Source organism: Pseudomonas sp. CCNWLW23, assembly GCF_037095675.1.
Taxonomy (GTDB): Bacteria; Pseudomonadota; Gammaproteobacteria; order Pseudomonadales; family Pseudomonadaceae; genus Aquipseudomonas; species Aquipseudomonas atacamensis.
Genome location: NZ_JBAWKM010000008.1, coordinates 88,370 through 105,266, shown reverse-complemented (window position 1 = coordinate 105,266; position 16,897 = coordinate 88,370). Strand labels below are relative to the sequence as shown.

15 protein-coding genes are annotated in these 16,897 nt (G+C 59.1%); 3 read left to right on the top strand and 12 right to left on the bottom strand.

Annotated elements, in window-relative coordinates; genetic code table 11:
- Positions 1 to 12: 12 nt before the first annotated feature.
- The 7 genes from greA to grpE form a co-directional block, all read right to left on the bottom strand.
- The gene (greA, locus tag V8J63_RS12710; RefSeq protein WP_038861135.1) at positions 13 to 489 is read right to left on the bottom strand and encodes a transcription elongation factor GreA; all 477 of its coding nucleotides are present in this window, start codon (positions 487 to 489) and stop codon (positions 13 to 15) included.
- A 2-nt stretch (positions 490 to 491) separates the two neighbouring features.
- Complete coding sequence (gene carB / locus V8J63_RS12705; RefSeq protein ID WP_016771764.1) at positions 492 to 3,713, bottom strand: carbamoyl-phosphate synthase large subunit; 3,222 nt, start codon at positions 3,711 to 3,713, stop codon at positions 492 to 494.
- A gap of 124 nt (positions 3,714 to 3,837) precedes the next feature.
- Complete coding sequence (carA, locus tag V8J63_RS12700) at positions 3,838 to 4,974, bottom strand: glutamine-hydrolyzing carbamoyl-phosphate synthase small subunit (protein WP_016771765.1); 1,137 nt, start codon at positions 4,972 to 4,974, stop codon at positions 3,838 to 3,840.
- A gap of 258 nt (positions 4,975 to 5,232) precedes the next feature.
- Positions 5,233 to 6,036 (bottom strand): 4-hydroxy-tetrahydrodipicolinate reductase, encoded by an 804-nt coding sequence (gene dapB, locus V8J63_RS12695; protein ID WP_016771766.1) that lies wholly within the window; start codon positions 6,034 to 6,036, stop codon positions 5,233 to 5,235.
- A 9-nt stretch (positions 6,037 to 6,045) separates the two neighbouring features.
- Complete coding sequence (gene dnaJ, locus V8J63_RS12690) at positions 6,046 to 7,170, bottom strand: molecular chaperone DnaJ (protein WP_130927364.1); 1,125 nt, start codon at positions 7,168 to 7,170, stop codon at positions 6,046 to 6,048.
- A gap of 297 nt (positions 7,171 to 7,467) precedes the next feature.
- Complete coding sequence (dnaK, locus tag V8J63_RS12685) at positions 7,468 to 9,384, bottom strand: molecular chaperone DnaK (protein ID WP_024011565.1); 1,917 nt, start codon at positions 9,382 to 9,384, stop codon at positions 7,468 to 7,470.
- A 102-nt stretch (positions 9,385 to 9,486) separates the two neighbouring features.
- A complete protein-coding gene (grpE, locus tag V8J63_RS12680) occupies positions 9,487 to 10,053 on the bottom strand; it encodes a nucleotide exchange factor GrpE (RefSeq protein WP_016771768.1) in 567 nt (188 codons plus the stop codon).
- Positions 10,054 to 10,293: 240 nt separating this feature from the next.
- Between grpE and recN the strand changes: the two genes are divergently transcribed.
- Complete coding sequence (gene recN / locus V8J63_RS12675) at positions 10,294 to 11,967, top strand: DNA repair protein RecN (RefSeq protein WP_130927363.1); 1,674 nt, start codon at positions 10,294 to 10,296, stop codon at positions 11,965 to 11,967.
- A 76-nt stretch (positions 11,968 to 12,043) separates the two neighbouring features.
- Here the strand turns inward: recN and fur are convergent, their stop codons facing one another.
- Complete coding sequence (gene fur / locus V8J63_RS12670) at positions 12,044 to 12,448, bottom strand: ferric iron uptake transcriptional regulator (protein WP_016771770.1); 405 nt, start codon at positions 12,446 to 12,448, stop codon at positions 12,044 to 12,046.
- Positions 12,449 to 12,545: 97 nt separating this feature from the next.
- Between fur and V8J63_RS12665 the strand changes: the two genes are divergently transcribed.
- A complete protein-coding gene (locus V8J63_RS12665) occupies positions 12,546 to 13,073 on the top strand; it encodes an outer membrane protein assembly factor BamE (RefSeq protein ID WP_016771771.1) in 528 nt (175 codons plus the stop codon).
- A gap of 61 nt (positions 13,074 to 13,134) precedes the next feature.
- On the opposite strand, the gene V8J63_RS12660 is transcribed toward V8J63_RS12665, so the two are convergent.
- From V8J63_RS12660 to V8J63_RS12650, 3 genes are read right to left on the bottom strand one after another with little or no spacing between them, the layout of a single operon-like run.
- On the bottom strand, positions 13,135 to 13,449 hold the full coding sequence (locus V8J63_RS12660) for an RnfH family protein (RefSeq protein ID WP_122880538.1): 315 nt from the start codon (positions 13,447 to 13,449) through the stop codon (positions 13,135 to 13,137).
- Positions 13,442 to 13,876, bottom strand: coding sequence for a type II toxin-antitoxin system RatA family toxin (locus V8J63_RS12655; RefSeq protein ID WP_016771773.1), 435 nt, complete (start codon positions 13,874 to 13,876; stop codon positions 13,442 to 13,444). Before V8J63_RS12655 ends, V8J63_RS12660 begins: the two co-directional genes overlap by 8 nt.
- Positions 13,877 to 13,883: 7 nt before the next feature.
- A complete protein-coding gene (locus V8J63_RS12650) occupies positions 13,884 to 15,287 on the bottom strand; it encodes a sodium-dependent transporter (RefSeq protein WP_016771774.1) in 1,404 nt (467 codons plus the stop codon).
- A gap of 119 nt (positions 15,288 to 15,406) precedes the next feature.
- Here V8J63_RS12650 and smpB point away from each other — a divergent pair, with 119 nt between their 5' ends.
- Entirely contained in the window at positions 15,407 to 15,889 is a 483-nt protein-coding gene (gene smpB / locus V8J63_RS12645; RefSeq protein ID WP_007953781.1) for an SsrA-binding protein SmpB, read from the top strand.
- Positions 15,890 to 16,024: 135 nt separating this feature from the next.
- On the opposite strand, the gene V8J63_RS12640 is transcribed toward smpB, so the two are convergent.
- Positions 16,025 to 16,792, bottom strand: coding sequence for an FCD domain-containing protein (locus tag V8J63_RS12640; protein ID WP_016771775.1), 768 nt, complete (start codon positions 16,790 to 16,792; stop codon positions 16,025 to 16,027).
- Positions 16,793 to 16,897: the final 105 nt, after the last annotated feature.

Sequence of the window (16,897 nt, the reverse complement as noted above, 5' to 3'; positions counted from 1 at the left end):
GGGCGCCTTCTTTCAGATGTGACGAACTTCGACAATCTCGTACTCGATCACGCCGCTTGGCGTTTTGACGGCGACGACGTCACCCTCTTCCTTGCCAATCAAGGCGCGGGCCAGCGGCGAACCGACGGAGATCTTGCCGAGTTTGAAGTCAGCCTCATCCTCACCCACGATGTGGTAAGTGACGCTTTCATCAGTCTCGACGTTGGCGATCTCGACGGTAGTACCGAAAATCACTTTACCGGTGTGAGGAATGGTCGTGACATCGATGATGACCTGATTCTGAATCCGGCCTTCGATGTCACGAATACGCGCTTCGACCATGCCTTGCTGTTCGCGGGCAGCATGGTATTCAGCGTTTTCCTTCAAGTCACCCAACTCGCGGGCCGTACCGATGTCCTGGCTGAGCTTCGGACGGACGACCTTGGTCAGGTGAGCATGCTCCTCTTCCAGGGCGCGAGCGCCCTGAACAGTCATTGGGTACTTGGTTATGCTCATGCCTTCAATCCTGCGTGTAGATCCTGCAAGCGGCGCACGGTCTTTTCCGGACCGAACTTCAGCGCTTCGCAGATCGCTTCGCCCGCAGCGATAGTGGTGGTGCAGTAGATCTTGTGCTGCAGGGCATTGCGACGAATGGAGTACGAATCGGCGATCGATTGACGACCTTCGGTGGTGTTGATGATCAGCGTGACTTCGTCATTCTTGATCATGTCGACCACGTGCGGACGACCCTCGGTCACCTTGTTCACGCGGCGCACTTTCAGGCCTGCGGCTTCGATCAGCTTGGCAGTGCCGGCAGTGGCGACCACTTCGAAGCCCAAGTTGATCAGATCACGGGCCACGCCTGCAACCAGTGGCTTGTCGTCATCGCGCACGCTGATGAACGCGGTACCGCCGGTCGGCAGCACTTCGCTGGCACCCATCTGCGCCTTGGCGAATGCTTCGCCGAAGGTATCGCCGACACCCATCACTTCACCGGTCGACTTCATCTCTGGGCCGAGGATCGGGTCAACGCCAGGGAACTTGGCGAACGGGAACACCGCTTCTTTAACGCTGTAGAAGTTCGGGATGATTTCTTTGGTGAAGCCGATTTCCTTCAGGGTCTTACCGGCCATCACGCGCGCAGCGATCATGGCCAGGGAAACACCGATGCACTTGGAAACGAACGGCACGGTACGCGAGGCGCGGGGGTTGACTTCGATGACGTAGATGTCTTCGCCCTGCAAAGCCAGCTGCACGTTCATCAGGCCGACAACGCCCAATTCCAGAGCCATTTTCTTGACCTGTTCGCGCATCTCGTCCTGGATGTGCGCCGGCAGCGAGTACGGCGGCAGCGAGCACGCAGAGTCACCGGAGTGAACGCCCGCCTGTTCGATGTGCTGCATGATCGCGCCGATCACCACGTCTTTGCCGTCGCAGACCGCATCCACGTCCATTTCGATGGCGCAGTTGAGGAAGTGGTCGAGCAGCACCGGGCTGTCGTTGGACACTTGCACCGCGTCACGCAGATAGCGCTTGAGTTCGTCTTCTTTGTATACGATTTCCATGGCACGGCCGCCCAACACGTAGGACGGGCGCACCACCAGCGGATAACCGATCTTCGCCGCAGCGCGAACAGCTTCATCTTCGCTACGCACAGTGGCGTTTGGCGGCTGACGCAGGTTCAAGCGCTCGACCATTTGCTGGAAGCGCTCGCGGTCTTCGGCGCGGTCGATGGCGTCAGGGCTGGTGCCGATGATCGGCACGCCAGCGGCTTCCAGAGCACGAGCCAGTTTCAGCGGAGTCTGGCCGCCGTACTGGACGATCACGCCTTTCGGCTTCTCGACGCGGCAGATTTCCAGCACGTCTTCCAGGGTTACCGGCTCGAAGTACAGACGGTCGGAAGTGTCGTAGTCGGTGGAAACGGTTTCCGGGTTGCAGTTGACCATGATGGTTTCGTAGCCGTCTTCGCGCAGGGCGAGCGCAGCGTGAACGCAGCAGTAGTCGAACTCGATGCCCTGGCCAATACGGTTCGGACCGCCACCCAGGATCATGATCTTGTCGCGACCCGACGGCGCTGCTTCGCACTCTTCCTCGTAGGTCGAGTACAGGTAAGCGGTGTCGGTAGCGAACTCGGCGGCGCAGGTGTCAACGCGCTTGTAGACCGGGAACACTTCCAGCTTCTGACGGTGCGTACGCAGGTTTTTCTCGGTGACGCCCAGCAGCTTGGCCAGACGCTGATCGGAGAAGCCTTTGCGCTTGAGCTTGAACATCAGGTCGCGGTCGATCGAGGACAGACCGAGGGTCTTGACCTTCTCTTCGTCCTTGATCAGGTCTTCGATCTGCACCAGGAACCACGGGTCGATCATGTTCATGCCGAAGATGTCTTCGACCGACAGGCCGGCGCGGAAGGCGTCAGCCACGTACCAGATACGCTCGGCGCCCGGCACGGTCAGTTCGCGCTTGAGCACGCTCATGCTGTCCGGGTTGCTCAGATCGAGCTTCTCGTCCAGACCGCAAACGCCCACTTCCAGACCGCGCAGGGCTTTCTGCAGGGATTCCTGGAAGGTCCGGCCGATGGCCATGACTTCGCCGACCGACTTCATTTGCGTGGTCAGGCGTGCGTCAGCCTTGGCGAATTTCTCGAAGGCGAAGCGTGGCAGCTTGGTGACGACGTAGTCGATCGACGGTTCGAAGGACGCCGGGGTCTTGCCGCCGGTGATGTCGTTCGACAGCTCGTCGAGGGTGTAACCCACAGCCAGTTTGGCCGCGACCTTGGCGATCGGGAAACCGGTGGCTTTCGAAGCCAGTGCCGAGGAACGCGATACACGCGGGTTCATTTCGATCACGACCATGCGGCCAGTGTTCGGGCAGATACCGAACTGCACGTTCGAACCGCCGGTCTCGACGCCGATCTCGCGCAGTACCGCCAGCGAGGCGTTACGCAGGATCTGGTATTCCTTGTCGGTCAGGGTTTGCGCAGGAGCTACGGTGATCGAGTCACCGGTGTGCACGCCCATCGGGTCGAAGTTTTCGATCGAGCAGACGATGATGCAGTTGTCCTTTTTGTCGCGGACAACTTCCATTTCATATTCTTTCCAGCCGATCAGCGATTCGTCGATCAGCAGCTCTTTGGTCGGCGACAGGTCCAGACCACGGGCGCAGATTTCTTCGAACTCTTCACGGTTGTAAGCGATACCGCCACCGGTGCCGCCCATGGTGAAGGACGGACGGATGATGCACGGGAAACCGAGAGTTTCGAGGACCGCGTTGGCTTCTTCCATGCTGTGGGCGATGCCGGAACGCGGGCAGGCCAGGCCGATGGATTTCATCGCCTTGTCGAAACGCGAACGGTCTTCAGCCTTGTCGATGGTGTCGGCATTGGCACCGATCATCTCTACGCCGAACTTCTCCAGAACGCCTTCGCGCTCCAGGTCCAAAGCGCAGTTCAGAGCGGTCTGGCCACCCATGGTTGGCAGCACGGCGTCCGGACGCTCTTTTTCGATGATCTTGGCCACGGTCTGCCACTTGATCGGTTCGATGTAGGTGGCGTCGGCCATGTCCGGGTCGGTCATGATGGTGGCCGGGTTGGAGTTCACCAGGATGACGCGGTAACCCTCTTCGCGCAGGGCCTTGCAGGCCTGGGCGCCGGAGTAGTCGAATTCGCAGGCCTGGCCGATCACGATCGGGCCAGCGCCGAGAATCAGGATGCTTTTAATGTCTGTACGTTTTGGCATGGTTTGTCACTCAAATCCGCAGGTCAGTCGGCAAGCCGTCTTGATCGATTTCTGAAGTCCCGAAGGGGCCGCCGGAACCGGGGCCGCCCTCGAGGGCTTCTCTCTACAGTCTCAAGGCGAACGCTTAGCGTCGCTTGGCCATCTCGTTGATGAAGCGGTCGAACAGTGGCGCAACATCGTTCGGGCCCGGGCTCGCTTCAGGGTGACCCTGGAAGCTGAACGCGCTCTTGTCGGTGCGCTCGATGCCTTGCAGGGTGCCGTCGAACAGCGATTTGTGGATCGCGCGCACGTTGGCTGGCAGGGTGGCTTCGTCTACCGCAAAACCGTGGTTCTGGCTGGTAATCATCACCACGCCGGTGTCCAGATCCTGCACCGGGTGGTTGGCACCGTGGTGGCCGTGGCCCATTTTCAGGGTCTTGGCGCCGGAGGCCAGAGCCAGCAACTGGTGGCCGAGGCAGATGCCGAATACCGGCGTCTCGGTTTCCAGGACTTCCTTGATCGCCTGGATCGCGTAGTCGCATGGCTCCGGGTCACCAGGACCGTTGGACAGGAACACGCCGTCCGGCTTCAGCGCCAGCACATCGGCGGCTGGAGTCTGCGCAGGCACTACGGTGACGCGGCAGCCGCGCTCGACCAGCATGCGCAGGATGTTGACCTTGACGCCGTAGTCGTAAGCGACCACGTGATATGGCAGCTCGGAAGCTTCGATGGTCGCGTGGCTGTCGGTTTTCAGATCCCAGACAGTCGAGCGCCATTCGTACTGGGTCTTGGTGCTGACGACTTTCGCCAGGTCCATGCCCTTCAGGCCAGGGAAGCCTTGCGCAGCGGCGATGGCCGCTTCTTCGGAGATGTTGTCGCCGGCCATGATGCAGCCGTTCTGAGCGCCTTTTTCACGCAGGATGCGGGTCAGGCGACGGGTGTCGATACCGGCGATTGCCACAACATTGTTGGCTTTCAGGTAATCGGACAGGGACATCGTGTTACGCCAGTTGCTCGCTACCAGCGGCAGGTCACGGATGACCAGGCCAGCGGACCAGACGCGGTCGGACTCGGCGTCTTCCGGCGTGGTGCCGGTGTTACCGATGTGCGGGTAAGTCAGGGTAACGATCTGTTGGGCGTAGGAAGGATCGGTAAGGATTTCCTGATAGCCGGTCATTGCGGTGTTGAACACCACCTCACCAACGGTCTGACCGTCGGCTCCAATGGCTTCGCCGCGAAAAATGCTGCCATCAGCAAGGGCGAGTATGGCTGGCTTAGTCAAGAAGACCTCCCGTAAATAACGCATGAAAGGGCAATCGCAGGTTGTAAAAAAGCGGAGTGACGTATGGACACGTCACCCCGCTTCTTCACTGAAATTATTCTGCGCGCTTTTAGTGGACACACTAAAGCTGTAGCTTACAGAAAAGGGCGTTTTTGGTCCACCGCTAAAGAGCCTTAAAGGCCGGAGAATGCGACAGGTCGTCGCCAAGCGGTAAAAACCGGCGCAAAACGGGACGTTTGCGCCGGGTTCAGCAACGACTCAACGCAGGTCGAGCACGTCTTGCATGTCGTACAGGCCCGGCTCGCGACCGTCCAGCCACAGCGCCGCACGCACCGCGCCCTTGGCGAAGGTCATGCGGCTCGATGCCTTGTGGGTGATCTCGACGCGCTCGCCATCGGCAGCGAACAGCACGGTGTGATCACCAACGATATCGCCAGCACGCACGGTGGCGAAACCAATGGTTTCACGCTCACGCGCACCGGTCTGGCCTTCACGACCGTAGACCGCGACCTTCTTCAGATCACGCCCCAGGGCATCGGCAATCACTTCACCCATGCGCACAGCCGTACCTGACGGAGCATCGACCTTGTGGCGGTGATGGGCTTCCATGATCTCGATATCGACATCGTCGCCCAGCACGCGCGCAGCGGTGTCGAGCAACTTCAGGCAGAGGTTGACGCCGACGCTGAAGTTGGCGGCGAAGACGATCGGAATGTCCTTGCCCGCCTCGGCCAGCAATTGCTTCTCTTCAACACTGAAACCGGTGGTGCCGATGATCATCGCTTTGCCGTGTTTGCGGCAGAACGCGAGGTTCTTCAGAGTCACGGTCGGGTGAGTGAAGTCGATCAACACATCGAACTCTTCAACCACACGATCCAGATCACCTGACAGCGGTACGCCGATACGGCCCAGCGCTGCCAGCTCACCGGCATCCGCGCCAACCAGCGTGCTGTCGGGACGATCGACCGCCGCCGTCAGACCGGCGCCCGGCGTCTGCTGCACCGCTTCAATCAGGGTCTTGCCCATGCGCCCGGCGGCGCCCATCACTGCAATACGTCGCATGCCGACTCCTTACAAATCGCCGAAGAAACGCTTCACACCGTCGAACCAACCGGTGGTTTTCGGCGAGTGGCTGTTGTCGTCGGCCAGGGAGCTGCGGAATTCTTCCAGCAGTTCACGCTGACGACGGTTGAGGTTGACCGGCGTTTCCACAGCGACACGGCACATCAGGTCGCCGGCACCGCCGCCACGCACTGGCGCAACGCCTTTGCCGCGTACGCGGAACTGCTTGCCGGTCTGCGTGCCTTCAGGAATTTTCAGTTTGACCCGACCGTCGAGGGTTGGAATCTCCAACTCACCGCCCAGTGCAGCGTCGACGAAGCTGATCGGCACTTCGCAGAACAGATGCTTGCCGTCACGCTGGAAGATGTCGTGTTCGCGCACGTTGATCACAACGTACAGGTCGCCAGTCGGCCCGCCCTGGGTACCCGCCTCGCCTTCGCCGGACAGACGAATGCGGTCGCCCGTATCAACACCGGCAGGCACTTTGACCGACAGGGTTTTGTACTCTTCGACACGACCGTCGCCGTGGCAGGCGTCGCACGGATCGGAAATGATCTTGCCCTGGCCATGGCAGCGCGGGCAGGTCTGCTGCACCGAGAAGAAGCCCTGCTGCATGCGCACCTGACCGATGCCGCCGCAGGTCGGGCACGTCGTCGGCGACGAGCCTTTCTTGGCGCCGGAACCATCGCACGGCTTACAGTTGACCAGTGTCGGAACGCGGATATTCACCGACGTACCGCGCACCGCTTCTTCCAGATTCAGCTCCAGGGTGTAGCGCAGATCGCTGCCACGCTGAGCGCCGCCACGGGCACCGCCGCGACCGCCACCGAAGAAATCACTGAAGACATCGCCGAAGATGTCCGAGAAGTTCTGGCCACCGAAGCCGGCACCGCCGCCGCCCATGCTCGGATCGACGCCGGCATGACCGTATTGATCGTATGCCGCGCGCTTGCTGGCGTCGGACAACACTTCATAGGCCTCGTTGGCCTCTTTGAATGCTTCTTCCGAAGCTTTGTCGCCGGGATTACGGTCGGGGTGGTGCTTCATGGCCAGACGGCGATAGGCCTTCTTCAGGTCCGCTTCGCTCGTGCCCCGCTCGACACCCAATACTTCGTAATAGTCACGCTTTGCCATAAGTTCTTTGCACTCTTAAGGACGTTCGGCAAACCCCTCCTGAGCCTCGCCAAACTCGTTGAGCCCCCATTAAGGCCCGGACCCAACTCACGTCAATTCAACGATCCTGGTCTTGATTGATGCGGTATCTGCGGCGCGAAAAGCAGGAGCATTCCCGGCCATACCACCAACATCCGAACGGTGTCGCATGCTGTAAAAATTCACGTATTCCAGATACGCCAACGCGGGAGGCAAGCTCCCGCGCGGCGACATCCTACCAGTCACCGCCGCAAGGCAGTCAACCGGGCGACCAACAACTTACTTGTGGTCTTTGACTTCTTCGAACTCGGCGTCGACAACGTCGTCAGCCTTCTCAGCCGATTCGCCTTGCGGGGCTGCGCCATCAGCTGGCTGAGCCTGTTCGGCGTACATCTTCTGAGCAACCGGAGCGGAGACTTTCGACAGCTCTTCAACCTTGGCTTCGATGGCAGCCTTGTCGTCGCCTTTTACGGCGGCTTCCAGCGCAACCACAGCAGCTTCGATTGCAGTCTTCTCTTCGGCGGTGACCTTGTCGCCCGCGTCAGCGACCATCTTGCGAGTCGAGTGCACCAGCGCATCACCCTGGTTACGGGCAGCGGCCAGCTCTTCGAACTTGCGGTCTTCCTCAGCATTCGCCTCGGCGTCACGCACCATGCGCTCGATTTCTTCGTCGGACAGACCGGAGTTGGCCTTGATCACGATCGACTGGGTCTTGCCGGTAGCCTTGTCTTTCGCGCCGACGTGCAGGATGCCGTTGGCGTCGATGTCGAAGGTCACTTCGATCTGCGGCACGCCACGTGGAGCTGGTGGAATGTCGGCCAGGTCGAACTTGCCCAGCGATTTGTTCTGTGCGGCTTGCTTGCGCTCACCTTGCAGAACGTGAATGGTCACAGCACCCTGGTTGTCGTCGGCAGTCGAGAACACTTGCGATTTCTTGGTAGGAATCGTGGTGTTTTTCTCGATCAGCGCGGTCATCACGCCACCCATGGTTTCGATACCCAGGGTCAGCGGGCTGACGTCGAGCAGCAGCACGTCTTTCACGTCACCGGCCAGAACAGCGCCCTGAATCGCAGCACCCATGGCAACAGCTTCGTCCGGGTTGACGTCTTTACGTGCTTCTTTACCGAAGAAATCGGTAACCAGCTTCTGTACCAGCGGCATACGAGTCTGACCACCGACCAGAATCACGTCGTTGATCGCGCTGACGTCGATACCGGCGTCTTTCATGGCAATGCGGCAAGGTTCGATGGTGCGCTGAACCAGGTCTTCAACCAGTGCTTCGAGCTTGGCACGCGAGATCTTCACGTTCAGGTGCTTAGGACCGGTCGCGTCTGCAGTGATGTACGGCAGGTTGACGTCGGTCGACTGAGCGGACGACAGCTCGATCTTGGCTTTCTCAGCGGCTTCTTTCAGGCGCTGCATCGCCAGCGGGTCACCTTTGAGGTTCATGCCGCTTTCTTTCTTGAATTCGTCAACGAGGTAGTCGATCAGACGAATGTCGAAGTCTTCACCGCCGAGGAAGGTGTCACCGTTGGTGGCCAACACTTCGAACTGGTGCTCGCCGTCAACTTCAGCGATTTCGATAACGGATACGTCGAAGGTACCGCCACCCAGGTCATAAACGATCACGGTGTGATCGCCCTTGGCCTTGTCCATACCGTAAGCCAGAGCAGCTGCGGTTGGCTCGTTGATGATACGTTTTACGTCCAGACCAGCGATGCGGCCGGCGTCTTTGGTGGCCTGACGCTGGCTGTCGTTGAAGTAGGCTGGAACGGTGATCACCGCTTCGGTCACTGCCTCGCCGAGGTAGTCTTCGGCGGTCTTCTTCATCTTCTTCAGAATTTCAGCCGAGATTTGTGGCGGTGCCATTTTCTGGCCGTTCACTTCTACCCAGGCGTCGTTGTTGTCAGCCTTGACGATCTTGTAAGGGACCATCTGGATGTCTTTCTGCACAACTTCTTCGTCGAAACGACGACCGATCAGACGCTTTACCGCGTACAGGGTGTTGTGCGGGTTGGTTACAGCCTGACGCTTGGCCGACTGACCTACCAGAATTTCGCCATCGTTGGCGTAAGCGATGATCGACGGCGTGGTACGCGCGCCTTCAGCGTTTTCAATAACTTTGGCTTTGCCGTTTTCCAGCACGGAGACGCAGGAGTTGGTAGTCCCCAGGTCGATACCGATAATTTTGCCCATGTTCACTCTCCCGAAACTTTGGATTTTGTTGCCGCAGCAGTGGTGGCTGACTGCGGTAGCACTTAAACGCTTGACTTCTAAATGGGGGCCTTGCGGCTAATTTCAAGCCTGCTCGTCAATCGAAGGCGAAACCGGTGCCGGCGCCTTGCTGACCACGACCATCGCCGGGCGCAACAGGCGACCATTGAGCTGGTAGCCCTTCTGGAAAACCTTCAACACGCTGTTCGGCTCGACGTCGGCACTTTCCTGCATGGCCATCGCCTGATGGTGAACGGCGTTGAACGGTTCGCCATGCGGATCGATCGCTTCAAGCTGGTAGCGCTTGAGGGTGTCGTGGAACATTTTCAGGGTCAGCTCGATACCTTCGCGCATCGGGCGGATGCTTTCGTCGTCCGGGCTCGACAGCTCAAGGCCGCGCTCCAGGCTGTCGACGATCGGCAACAGGTCGCTGGCAAATTTCTCAAGGGCAAACTTGTGCGCCTTCTCGACGTCCTGCTCGGCACGGCGGCGAACGTTCTGCAGATCGGCAGCAACACGCAGAGACTGATCCTGCGCGGCGGCCAATTGCTCTTCGAGCACTTGCACACGGGTCGCCAGGTCGTCACCCGAACCTTCGGGCGCCTGATTGGCTTCTGGGTTTTGCGTATCTACTGTCTGTTCGTCAGCCATAGAATTCTCCTTTCAATTTCGTCCGCGAGCCTGACTCGCGCTTCTGCCCCGATATATGGGGCCGCAAAATCAGGCTTCAAGGGCTGAAAACCATTGTCCCTACAAAAAAGTGCTGAATACTCATTCTTGAATGCGCTAAGAAAACTTTTCGATCAAGCAAATCGAGCTAAGGGCGGGCATTGTCAGGCCTGAACAAAACACTGTATAAATAACCAGACCTCAAGCCTGGGAGCTGCCTTTATGCTGGTGCACCTGTCCGTACATAACTACGCCATCGTTGAACATCTCGATCTCGAACTTGATCGCGGGATGAGCGTGATCACAGGGGAAACCGGCGCCGGCAAGTCGATCATGCTCGATGCCCTGGGCCTCACCCTGGGTGATCGCGCCGACAGCGGCGTGGTTCGCCCGGGCGCTGATAAAGCCGACATTCTTGCCACCTTCGATCTTGCTGATATCCCCGAAGCCAGCGCCTGGCTTGCCGAGCGCGATCTGGAAAACGACGGGCCGTGCATCCTGCGCCGGGTCATCACCTCGGAAGGTCGTTCGCGCGGTTATATCAACGGCACGCCCTGCCCGCTTGGCGACCTCAAAGCCCTCGGCGAGCTGCTGATCGATATCCACAGCCAACACGAACATCAATCGCTGCTGAAAACCGACACCCATCGCCGCCTGCTCGACGAATACGCCGGCGCGACCGATCTGGCGCGTCAGGTGCAACTGGCCGCACAGCGCTGGCGCCAGACTCGCCAGGAACTGGAGCGCCTTTCCAACTCCGGCGACGAACAGCGCGCACGTCATCAACTGCTCAGCTATCAGCTCGAAGAACTGGAAAACCTCGGTCTCGGCGAAAACGAACTGGAACAGCTGGAGCAGGAACACAAGAACCTGACCAACGCCGAAACCCTGCTGGGCATTTGTCGGCAAGTGGTCGAGCAGTGCAGCGAAAGCGATTCCGGCAATGTCCTGAATGCGCTGACCGCCAGCCTCAATCGTCTGTCCAGTGTGAACAGCTCGGTGGGTGCGCTGGGTGAAGCCAGCAGTTTGCTGACCAGTGCACAGATTCAGGTAGAAGAAGCAGTCGGCGAGCTCAACCGCTTCCTCGACAACTTCGATGCCGACCCGGCTCGCCTGCAATACCTCGAAGAACGTCTCGATGCGATCTACACACTGGCGCGCAAACACCGGATTCAACCGACCGAAGTCGGCGAGATGCAGCAGAAGCTGCTCGATGAAATCGAAACCCTCAACGCCAACGATGAATCCATCGAGCGCCTGGGTGAAGAATTGGCGGCCTACGCCCGCCACTATCAAGAGAAAGCGTGCGAGCTGAGCGACCTTCGTCATCAGGCGGCCGGCAGCCTCGCCAGTGCGGTGGAGCAGGAAATCCAGCGCCTGGGCATGCCTGGCGGCCGATTCACCATCGAACTGAAAGCCAACAGCAGCGACGAGTTGCTGCCGAATGGTCTGGAACAGGTCGAACTGCTGGTCAGCGCCAACCCGGGCCAACCGCTCAAAGCGCTGGCAAAAGTCGCCTCCGGCGGTGAGCTGTCGCGGATCAGTCTGGCGATTCAGGTCATTACCGCCCAGACCTCCCGCGTGCCGACGCTGGTGTTCGACGAAGTGGATGTGGGTATCGGCGGCCCGACTGCCGAGATTGTCGGCCAGTTACTGCGCCGTCTCGGTGATCGCGGCCAGGTCTTGACCGTGACGCACTTGCCGCAAGTGGCAGCGCAAGGTCATCAGCATCTGTTCGTGCACAAGGTCCGCGACGAGAAGGCGACTCACACCGCCGTCGCCAAGCTCACAAAGAACGAGCGCATCGAAGAAGTCGCGCGCATGCTCGGCGGCATCGATCTGACCAAGGAATCCCTGGCTCACGCGAAAAAAATGGTGGTGACCGCCAAGGCGTAACAAATAGTAGAAAGCACGAAGGCGACCCTTGGGTCGCCTTCGTTCGTTTCGCGAATGTGAAATTCGCGCGACATGCTTACTTTTTCTTGCGCACGTACAGCACCAGGTTGTGATCAACCATTTCGAAGCCATGCTTCTCGACGATCGATTTCTGAAGTTTTTCGATTTCTTCGTCGAAGAATTCGATCACTTCACCCGATTCCACGTTGACCATATGGTCGTGGTGGCCACCGTCAGCCAGTTCGAAGACCGCGTGGCCGCCGTCGAAGTTGTGGCGGACCACGAGGCCGGCCGCTTCGAACTGAGTCAGTACACGGTAAACCGTGGCCAGACCGACGTCCTCACCAGCTTCCATCAACGCCTTGTAGACGTCCTCGGCACTCATGTGACGCTGCTCGGTAGAGTCGAGCATTTGCAGGATCTTGACCCGTGGCAGGGTCACTTTGAGGCCGGCTTTGCGTAGTTCGCTATTTTCAACCATGGTCAGCTTTCTCGCGATGCTGCTTCGCAGCTTCTCTTAATGCGGGTATGATCGGCGTTTACGTTGTCCCAGCCAAGATAGTGGAAGTCGCCCACCGATGCAAAACACCAAGCTCTTGCTAACCAGTTTCACCTTTGTGGGACTGCTCGCACTCGCCGGTTGTTCATTCCCCGGGGTTTACAAAATCGACATCCAGCAGGGCAATGTCGTCACGCAGGACATGATAGACCAGTTACGCCCGGGAATGACCCGGCCGCAAGTACGGTTTATCATGGGCAACCCTCTGCTTGCCGACACGTTCCATGCCGATCGCTGGGATTATCTGTACAGCCTGCAACCGGGTGGCGGTGAACGCCAGCAGGAACGAATCAGCGTTATCTTCAACTCCAACGACCAGCTCGTCAGCCTATCCGGTGACTTCATGCCCGGCGTGAGCCGTGATGAAGCCATTCTCGGCAAGGACAGCGGTACTACCGTGACCGCGCCTGCTGAAAACGCCGACAAGCCAGAAGCTGAAAAACCAGCCAAACCAGGCTCCTTGCTGGATCAGATCCAGAAGGACGTCGATGGTGTGGAAACCGTACCGGTTCCGACACCAGAGCCGCTGGACACCTCGCCGCAGTAATAGGCGAGGCAATAAAAAACCCGGACATTCCGGGTTTTTTATTGCCTGCCGTTTGGTCTGCTCAAGAATTGCGTGCTTTGGCCTCAGCAGCCTTGGCCGCGCGCAAACGTCGAACTTCTTTGGGATCAGCCAGCAGCGGTCGATATATTTCGATCCGGTCGCCCGCCTGAACAGGGCGAGAATCCGCGTCAGCCACGACCTTGCCAAAAATCCCCAGCGGGCACTGCGCCAGATTCAACTCAGGAAACTCTGCCGCGATGCCCGATTCGTGCACCGCCGCCCGAACGCTGACGCCTTCAGCGACGCTGATCGCACGCAGAACCTGGCGATCAACCGCCGCGTACACGACTTCTATCTCGATCACCGGCTTAACCATGCATCTGCTTGGCGCGCTGGCAGAAAGCATCCACCAGCTGGTTAGCCGCCTGATTGAACAGCGGGCCCAACGTAGCGCGCACCAACGGCCCGGCATAATCGAACGACAGATCCAGACTGATCTTGCAGGCCTTTTCGTTCAGCGCCTTGAATACCCAGATGCCGTGCAACTGAGTGAACGGGCCTTCTTCGAGATTCATCTCGATCGACTGCCCCGGCACCAGCGTATTGCGCGTGACGAAATGCTGACTGAGGCCGCCCTTCGCTACGCCGACACTGGCACGCATGTGTTCTGGGGAGCTTTCCAGCACTTCAGCCTCCGAGCACCACGGCAGAAACTCCGGGTAACGCGCGACGTCGTTGACCAGGTCGTAGAGAAACTGCGCCGGGTACGGCAGGAGCGCGGATCGTTGGATATGTGTCGTCATGTAAGCGTTACTTCCAGAGCTGAGCGGCAAAGACTACAAGAATGCCGATAGGCGCCACGTAGCGCATCAAGAACAGGGACAGGGCAAATAGAACCGGGTTACGGATGGACAATTCATCCCGCACCGCTTCACGCCCCATTACCCATCCCGCGAACAGCACGAAACACAAGCCACCAAGGGGCAACATGATCCGCGAGGTGAAGAAATCGATCACGCCGAAGAAGTCGAGACCGCTCTGCGCACCCCATTGATAGAGGCTGAACGCCCCGCCTTCGTTCACGAAAAACTTGGCTTCCTTCCAGATATTGAAAGAAAACACCGTGCCCAGACCAACGAACCAGCAGGTGAACGCAAGCCAGAACGTCACCCAGATGCGGCTGATTTTAGTGCGTTCAACCAGGTAAGCCACCATCGGTTCGAGTAGCGAAATAGCTGAACTCCAGGCAGCCACCGCGACCAGCACAAAGAACACCACGCCCATCAACTGGCCGAAAAAAACGTTACCAAAAGCAAACGGCAGGCTGACGAACATCAGCCCCGGGCCTTCGCTTGGATTCAGACCAGCAGCAAATACAATTGGAAACAATGCCAGACCGGCCACCAGCGATACGAAAGTATCCAACAGCGCAACACCGACCACCGTGCCCGACAGCGAGGTGTTCTTCGGCATGTAGGCGCCGTAGATCATGATGGAGCCGACGCCGACGCTCAGCGAGAAGAACGCGTGCCCCATCGCCGGCAGCAGGCCGTCGAGGACTTTTTCCGGGTGGAAGTCGAACATGAAATGCACGCCTTCCATGAAATGCCCGGTGGTCATGCTGTAGCCCAGCAGCACCAGAATCATCACGAACAGCAGCGGCATCATGATTCGCAGGCTGCGTTCAAGCCCGGCGACCACGCCTTTGGCGATCACGAAGGCCGACAGCAGCATGAAAATCGTGTGCCAAAGTGTCAGGCGCCATGGATTGGAGATGACATTGCCGAAATAGGCGCCGACCTGATCGGCCGTCGCGCCCTGGAAATCGCCACGGCCCATGTCGACGATGTAATCCAGCGACCAGCCGCCGACCACACTGTAGAAAGAAAGAATCAGCAGGGCCGTGATCATCCCGGCAAACGCGCCCCACGACCATTTCGCCGAGTGCCCGGCTTCCAGTGCCAACACCTTCAGGGCATTCGCCGGACTTTGCCGGGCGCGCCGGCCGATCAGGGTTTCCGCGAGCATGACCGGGACACCGATAAGCGCGATGCACGCCAGGAACATCAGCACAAAGGCACCGCCGCCGTAGACCCCGACCATGTAGGGGAACTTCCAGATACTACCCAGTCCCACGGCCGAACCGGTCGCGGCGAGTATGAATACCCAGCGGCTAGCCCAACTGCCGTGGACAGAAACCTTGTCTGTCGACATCGTTTATCACGCCCAAGCGTTAGAAAAAGAGGCCGCATTGTCCGGGATTCACTCAACCTGCTCAAGCACGCAGCAACACCGTAGCCGACAGCCGAACAACTCCATATAATGCCGCCCCTATGGCTAAACAGAAGAAACACCCAACAGGGACCATCGCGCAGAACAAAAAGGCGCGACACGATTACTTCATCGAGCACAAGTTCGAGGCTGGTCTGGTCCTGGCCGGCTGGGAAGTAAAAAGTCTGCGGGCGAGCAAGCTGCAGCTGGTCGACAGCTACGTGCTGCTCAAGGACGGCGAAGCATGGTTGCTCGGCAGCCACATCACGCCGTTGATGACCGCAAGCACCCACGTCATCGCCGACCCGGTGCGCACACGCAAACTGCTGCTCAACCGCCGCGAGCTGGACAAGCTTGCCGCCGCCGTGCAGCAAAAGGGTTACGCCTGCGTCTGCCTGTCCTGGTACTGGAGCAAGCACATGGTCAAGTGCGAAATCGCTCTGGGCAAGGGCAAGAAGGAATACGACAAGCGCGACACCGAGCGCGAGCGCGATGCCGGGCGTGAATTGCAGCGTGCGGTGCGCAACAAGGGCAAGGAAGATTAGTTTTCCACCCTGATCGTTCCCACGCTCTGCGTGGGAATGCATCCCGTGATGCTCCGCGTCACAATGCGGACGCAGAGCGTCCGTTGCTGTATTCCCACGCAGAGCGTGGGAACGATCGTTTGCAGAACTAACTGACTACATCCCCTTGCGCCGCTCCGCCCGAGCCATGCGCTGCACCTCCTGACGTACCTCTTCCAGCACTTCCTGCACATACAGAATATGGCGGCTGGACACTTCCCGCGCCTGCTCGGCACGCCCTTCGATAATCGCCAGATACAATTCCCGATGCTGCGAGATCAGCATGTCGCGGGTTTCCGTGCGCTGTTTGTACATGCCGCCGATGTTGGTCACGACGTTGCGCTTGAGCAGATCGAACAAGCCGCGAATCGTATGCAGCAACACCGCGTTATGGCTGGCTTCGGCAATCGCCAGGTGAAACTTCGCATCCGCCGCGCCCTCTTCCGCCCGGCTGACTTCTTCGTGACGCGAGTAGCAATCCTGCAGCTCTTCGAACGCAGCGGTCAGGCGCTCGCGATCAACATCGGTGGCGCGCAATGCGGCGTAGTAGGCGCACGATGCCTCCAGAGTGTGCCTAAACTCAAGCAAATCACGTTGCGCTTCGGGATTGCTTTCAAGCAATTGCAGCAGCGGATCGCTGAACGTCGAGCCCAGGCCTTCCACCACATAATTGCCGCCGCCCTGGCGACTGACCAGCAAGCCTTTGGCCGCCAGTTTCTGAATCGCCTCGCGCAATGACGGGCGTGATACGCCAAATTGTTCGGCCAGCGTGCGCTCGGCCGGCAGCCGCTCGCCCGACTTCAGCGTGCCCTCAAGGATCATCCCCTCGAGGCGCTCGACAATATCGTCAGACAAACGGCGCTGACGTATCTGATCAAAGCCCATAACTCATTTCTCCACGATCCCGACCGCTCGCCGGGGTGTCTATTCTGGCCTATCCGCGCGCCGCCGACACCTGCCAGACACCACTTCGCCAAAGCGGATCAGTTG

What these genes read in the sequence shown, in the direction of transcription:
- carB (WP_016771764.1), bottom strand. Translation starts at nt 3,713, where the DNA reads ATGCCAAAACGTACAGACATTAAAAGCATCCTGATTCTCGGCGCTGGC.
- dapB (WP_016771766.1), bottom strand. Translation starts at nt 6,036, where the DNA reads ATGCGACGTATTGCAGTGATGGGCGCCGCCGGGCGCATGGGCAAGACC.
- dnaJ (WP_130927364.1), bottom strand. Translation starts at nt 7,170, where the DNA reads ATGGCAAAGCGTGACTATTACGAAGTATTGGGTGTCGAGCGGGGCACG.
- dnaK (WP_024011565.1), bottom strand. Translation starts at nt 9,384, where the DNA reads ATGGGCAAAATTATCGGTATCGACCTGGGGACTACCAACTCCTGCGTC.
- grpE (WP_016771768.1), bottom strand. Translation starts at nt 10,053, where the DNA reads ATGGCTGACGAACAGACAGTAGATACGCAAAACCCAGAAGCCAATCAG.
- recN (WP_130927363.1), top strand. Translation starts at nt 10,294, where the DNA reads ATGCTGGTGCACCTGTCCGTACATAACTACGCCATCGTTGAACATCTC.
- fur (WP_016771770.1), bottom strand. Translation starts at nt 12,448, where the DNA reads ATGGTTGAAAATAGCGAACTACGCAAAGCCGGCCTCAAAGTGACCCTG.
- V8J63_RS12665 (WP_016771771.1), top strand. Translation starts at nt 12,546, where the DNA reads ATGCAAAACACCAAGCTCTTGCTAACCAGTTTCACCTTTGTGGGACTG.
- V8J63_RS12660 (WP_122880538.1), bottom strand. Translation starts at nt 13,449, where the DNA reads ATGGTTAAGCCGGTGATCGAGATAGAAGTCGTGTACGCGGCGGTTGAT.
- V8J63_RS12655 (WP_016771773.1), bottom strand. Translation starts at nt 13,876, where the DNA reads ATGACGACACATATCCAACGATCCGCGCTCCTGCCGTACCCGGCGCAG.
- V8J63_RS12650 (WP_016771774.1), bottom strand. Translation starts at nt 15,287, where the DNA reads ATGTCGACAGACAAGGTTTCTGTCCACGGCAGTTGGGCTAGCCGCTGG.
- smpB (WP_007953781.1), top strand. Translation starts at nt 15,407, where the DNA reads ATGGCTAAACAGAAGAAACACCCAACAGGGACCATCGCGCAGAACAAA.
- V8J63_RS12640 (WP_016771775.1), bottom strand. Translation starts at nt 16,792, where the DNA reads ATGGGCTTTGATCAGATACGTCAGCGCCGTTTGTCTGACGATATTGTC.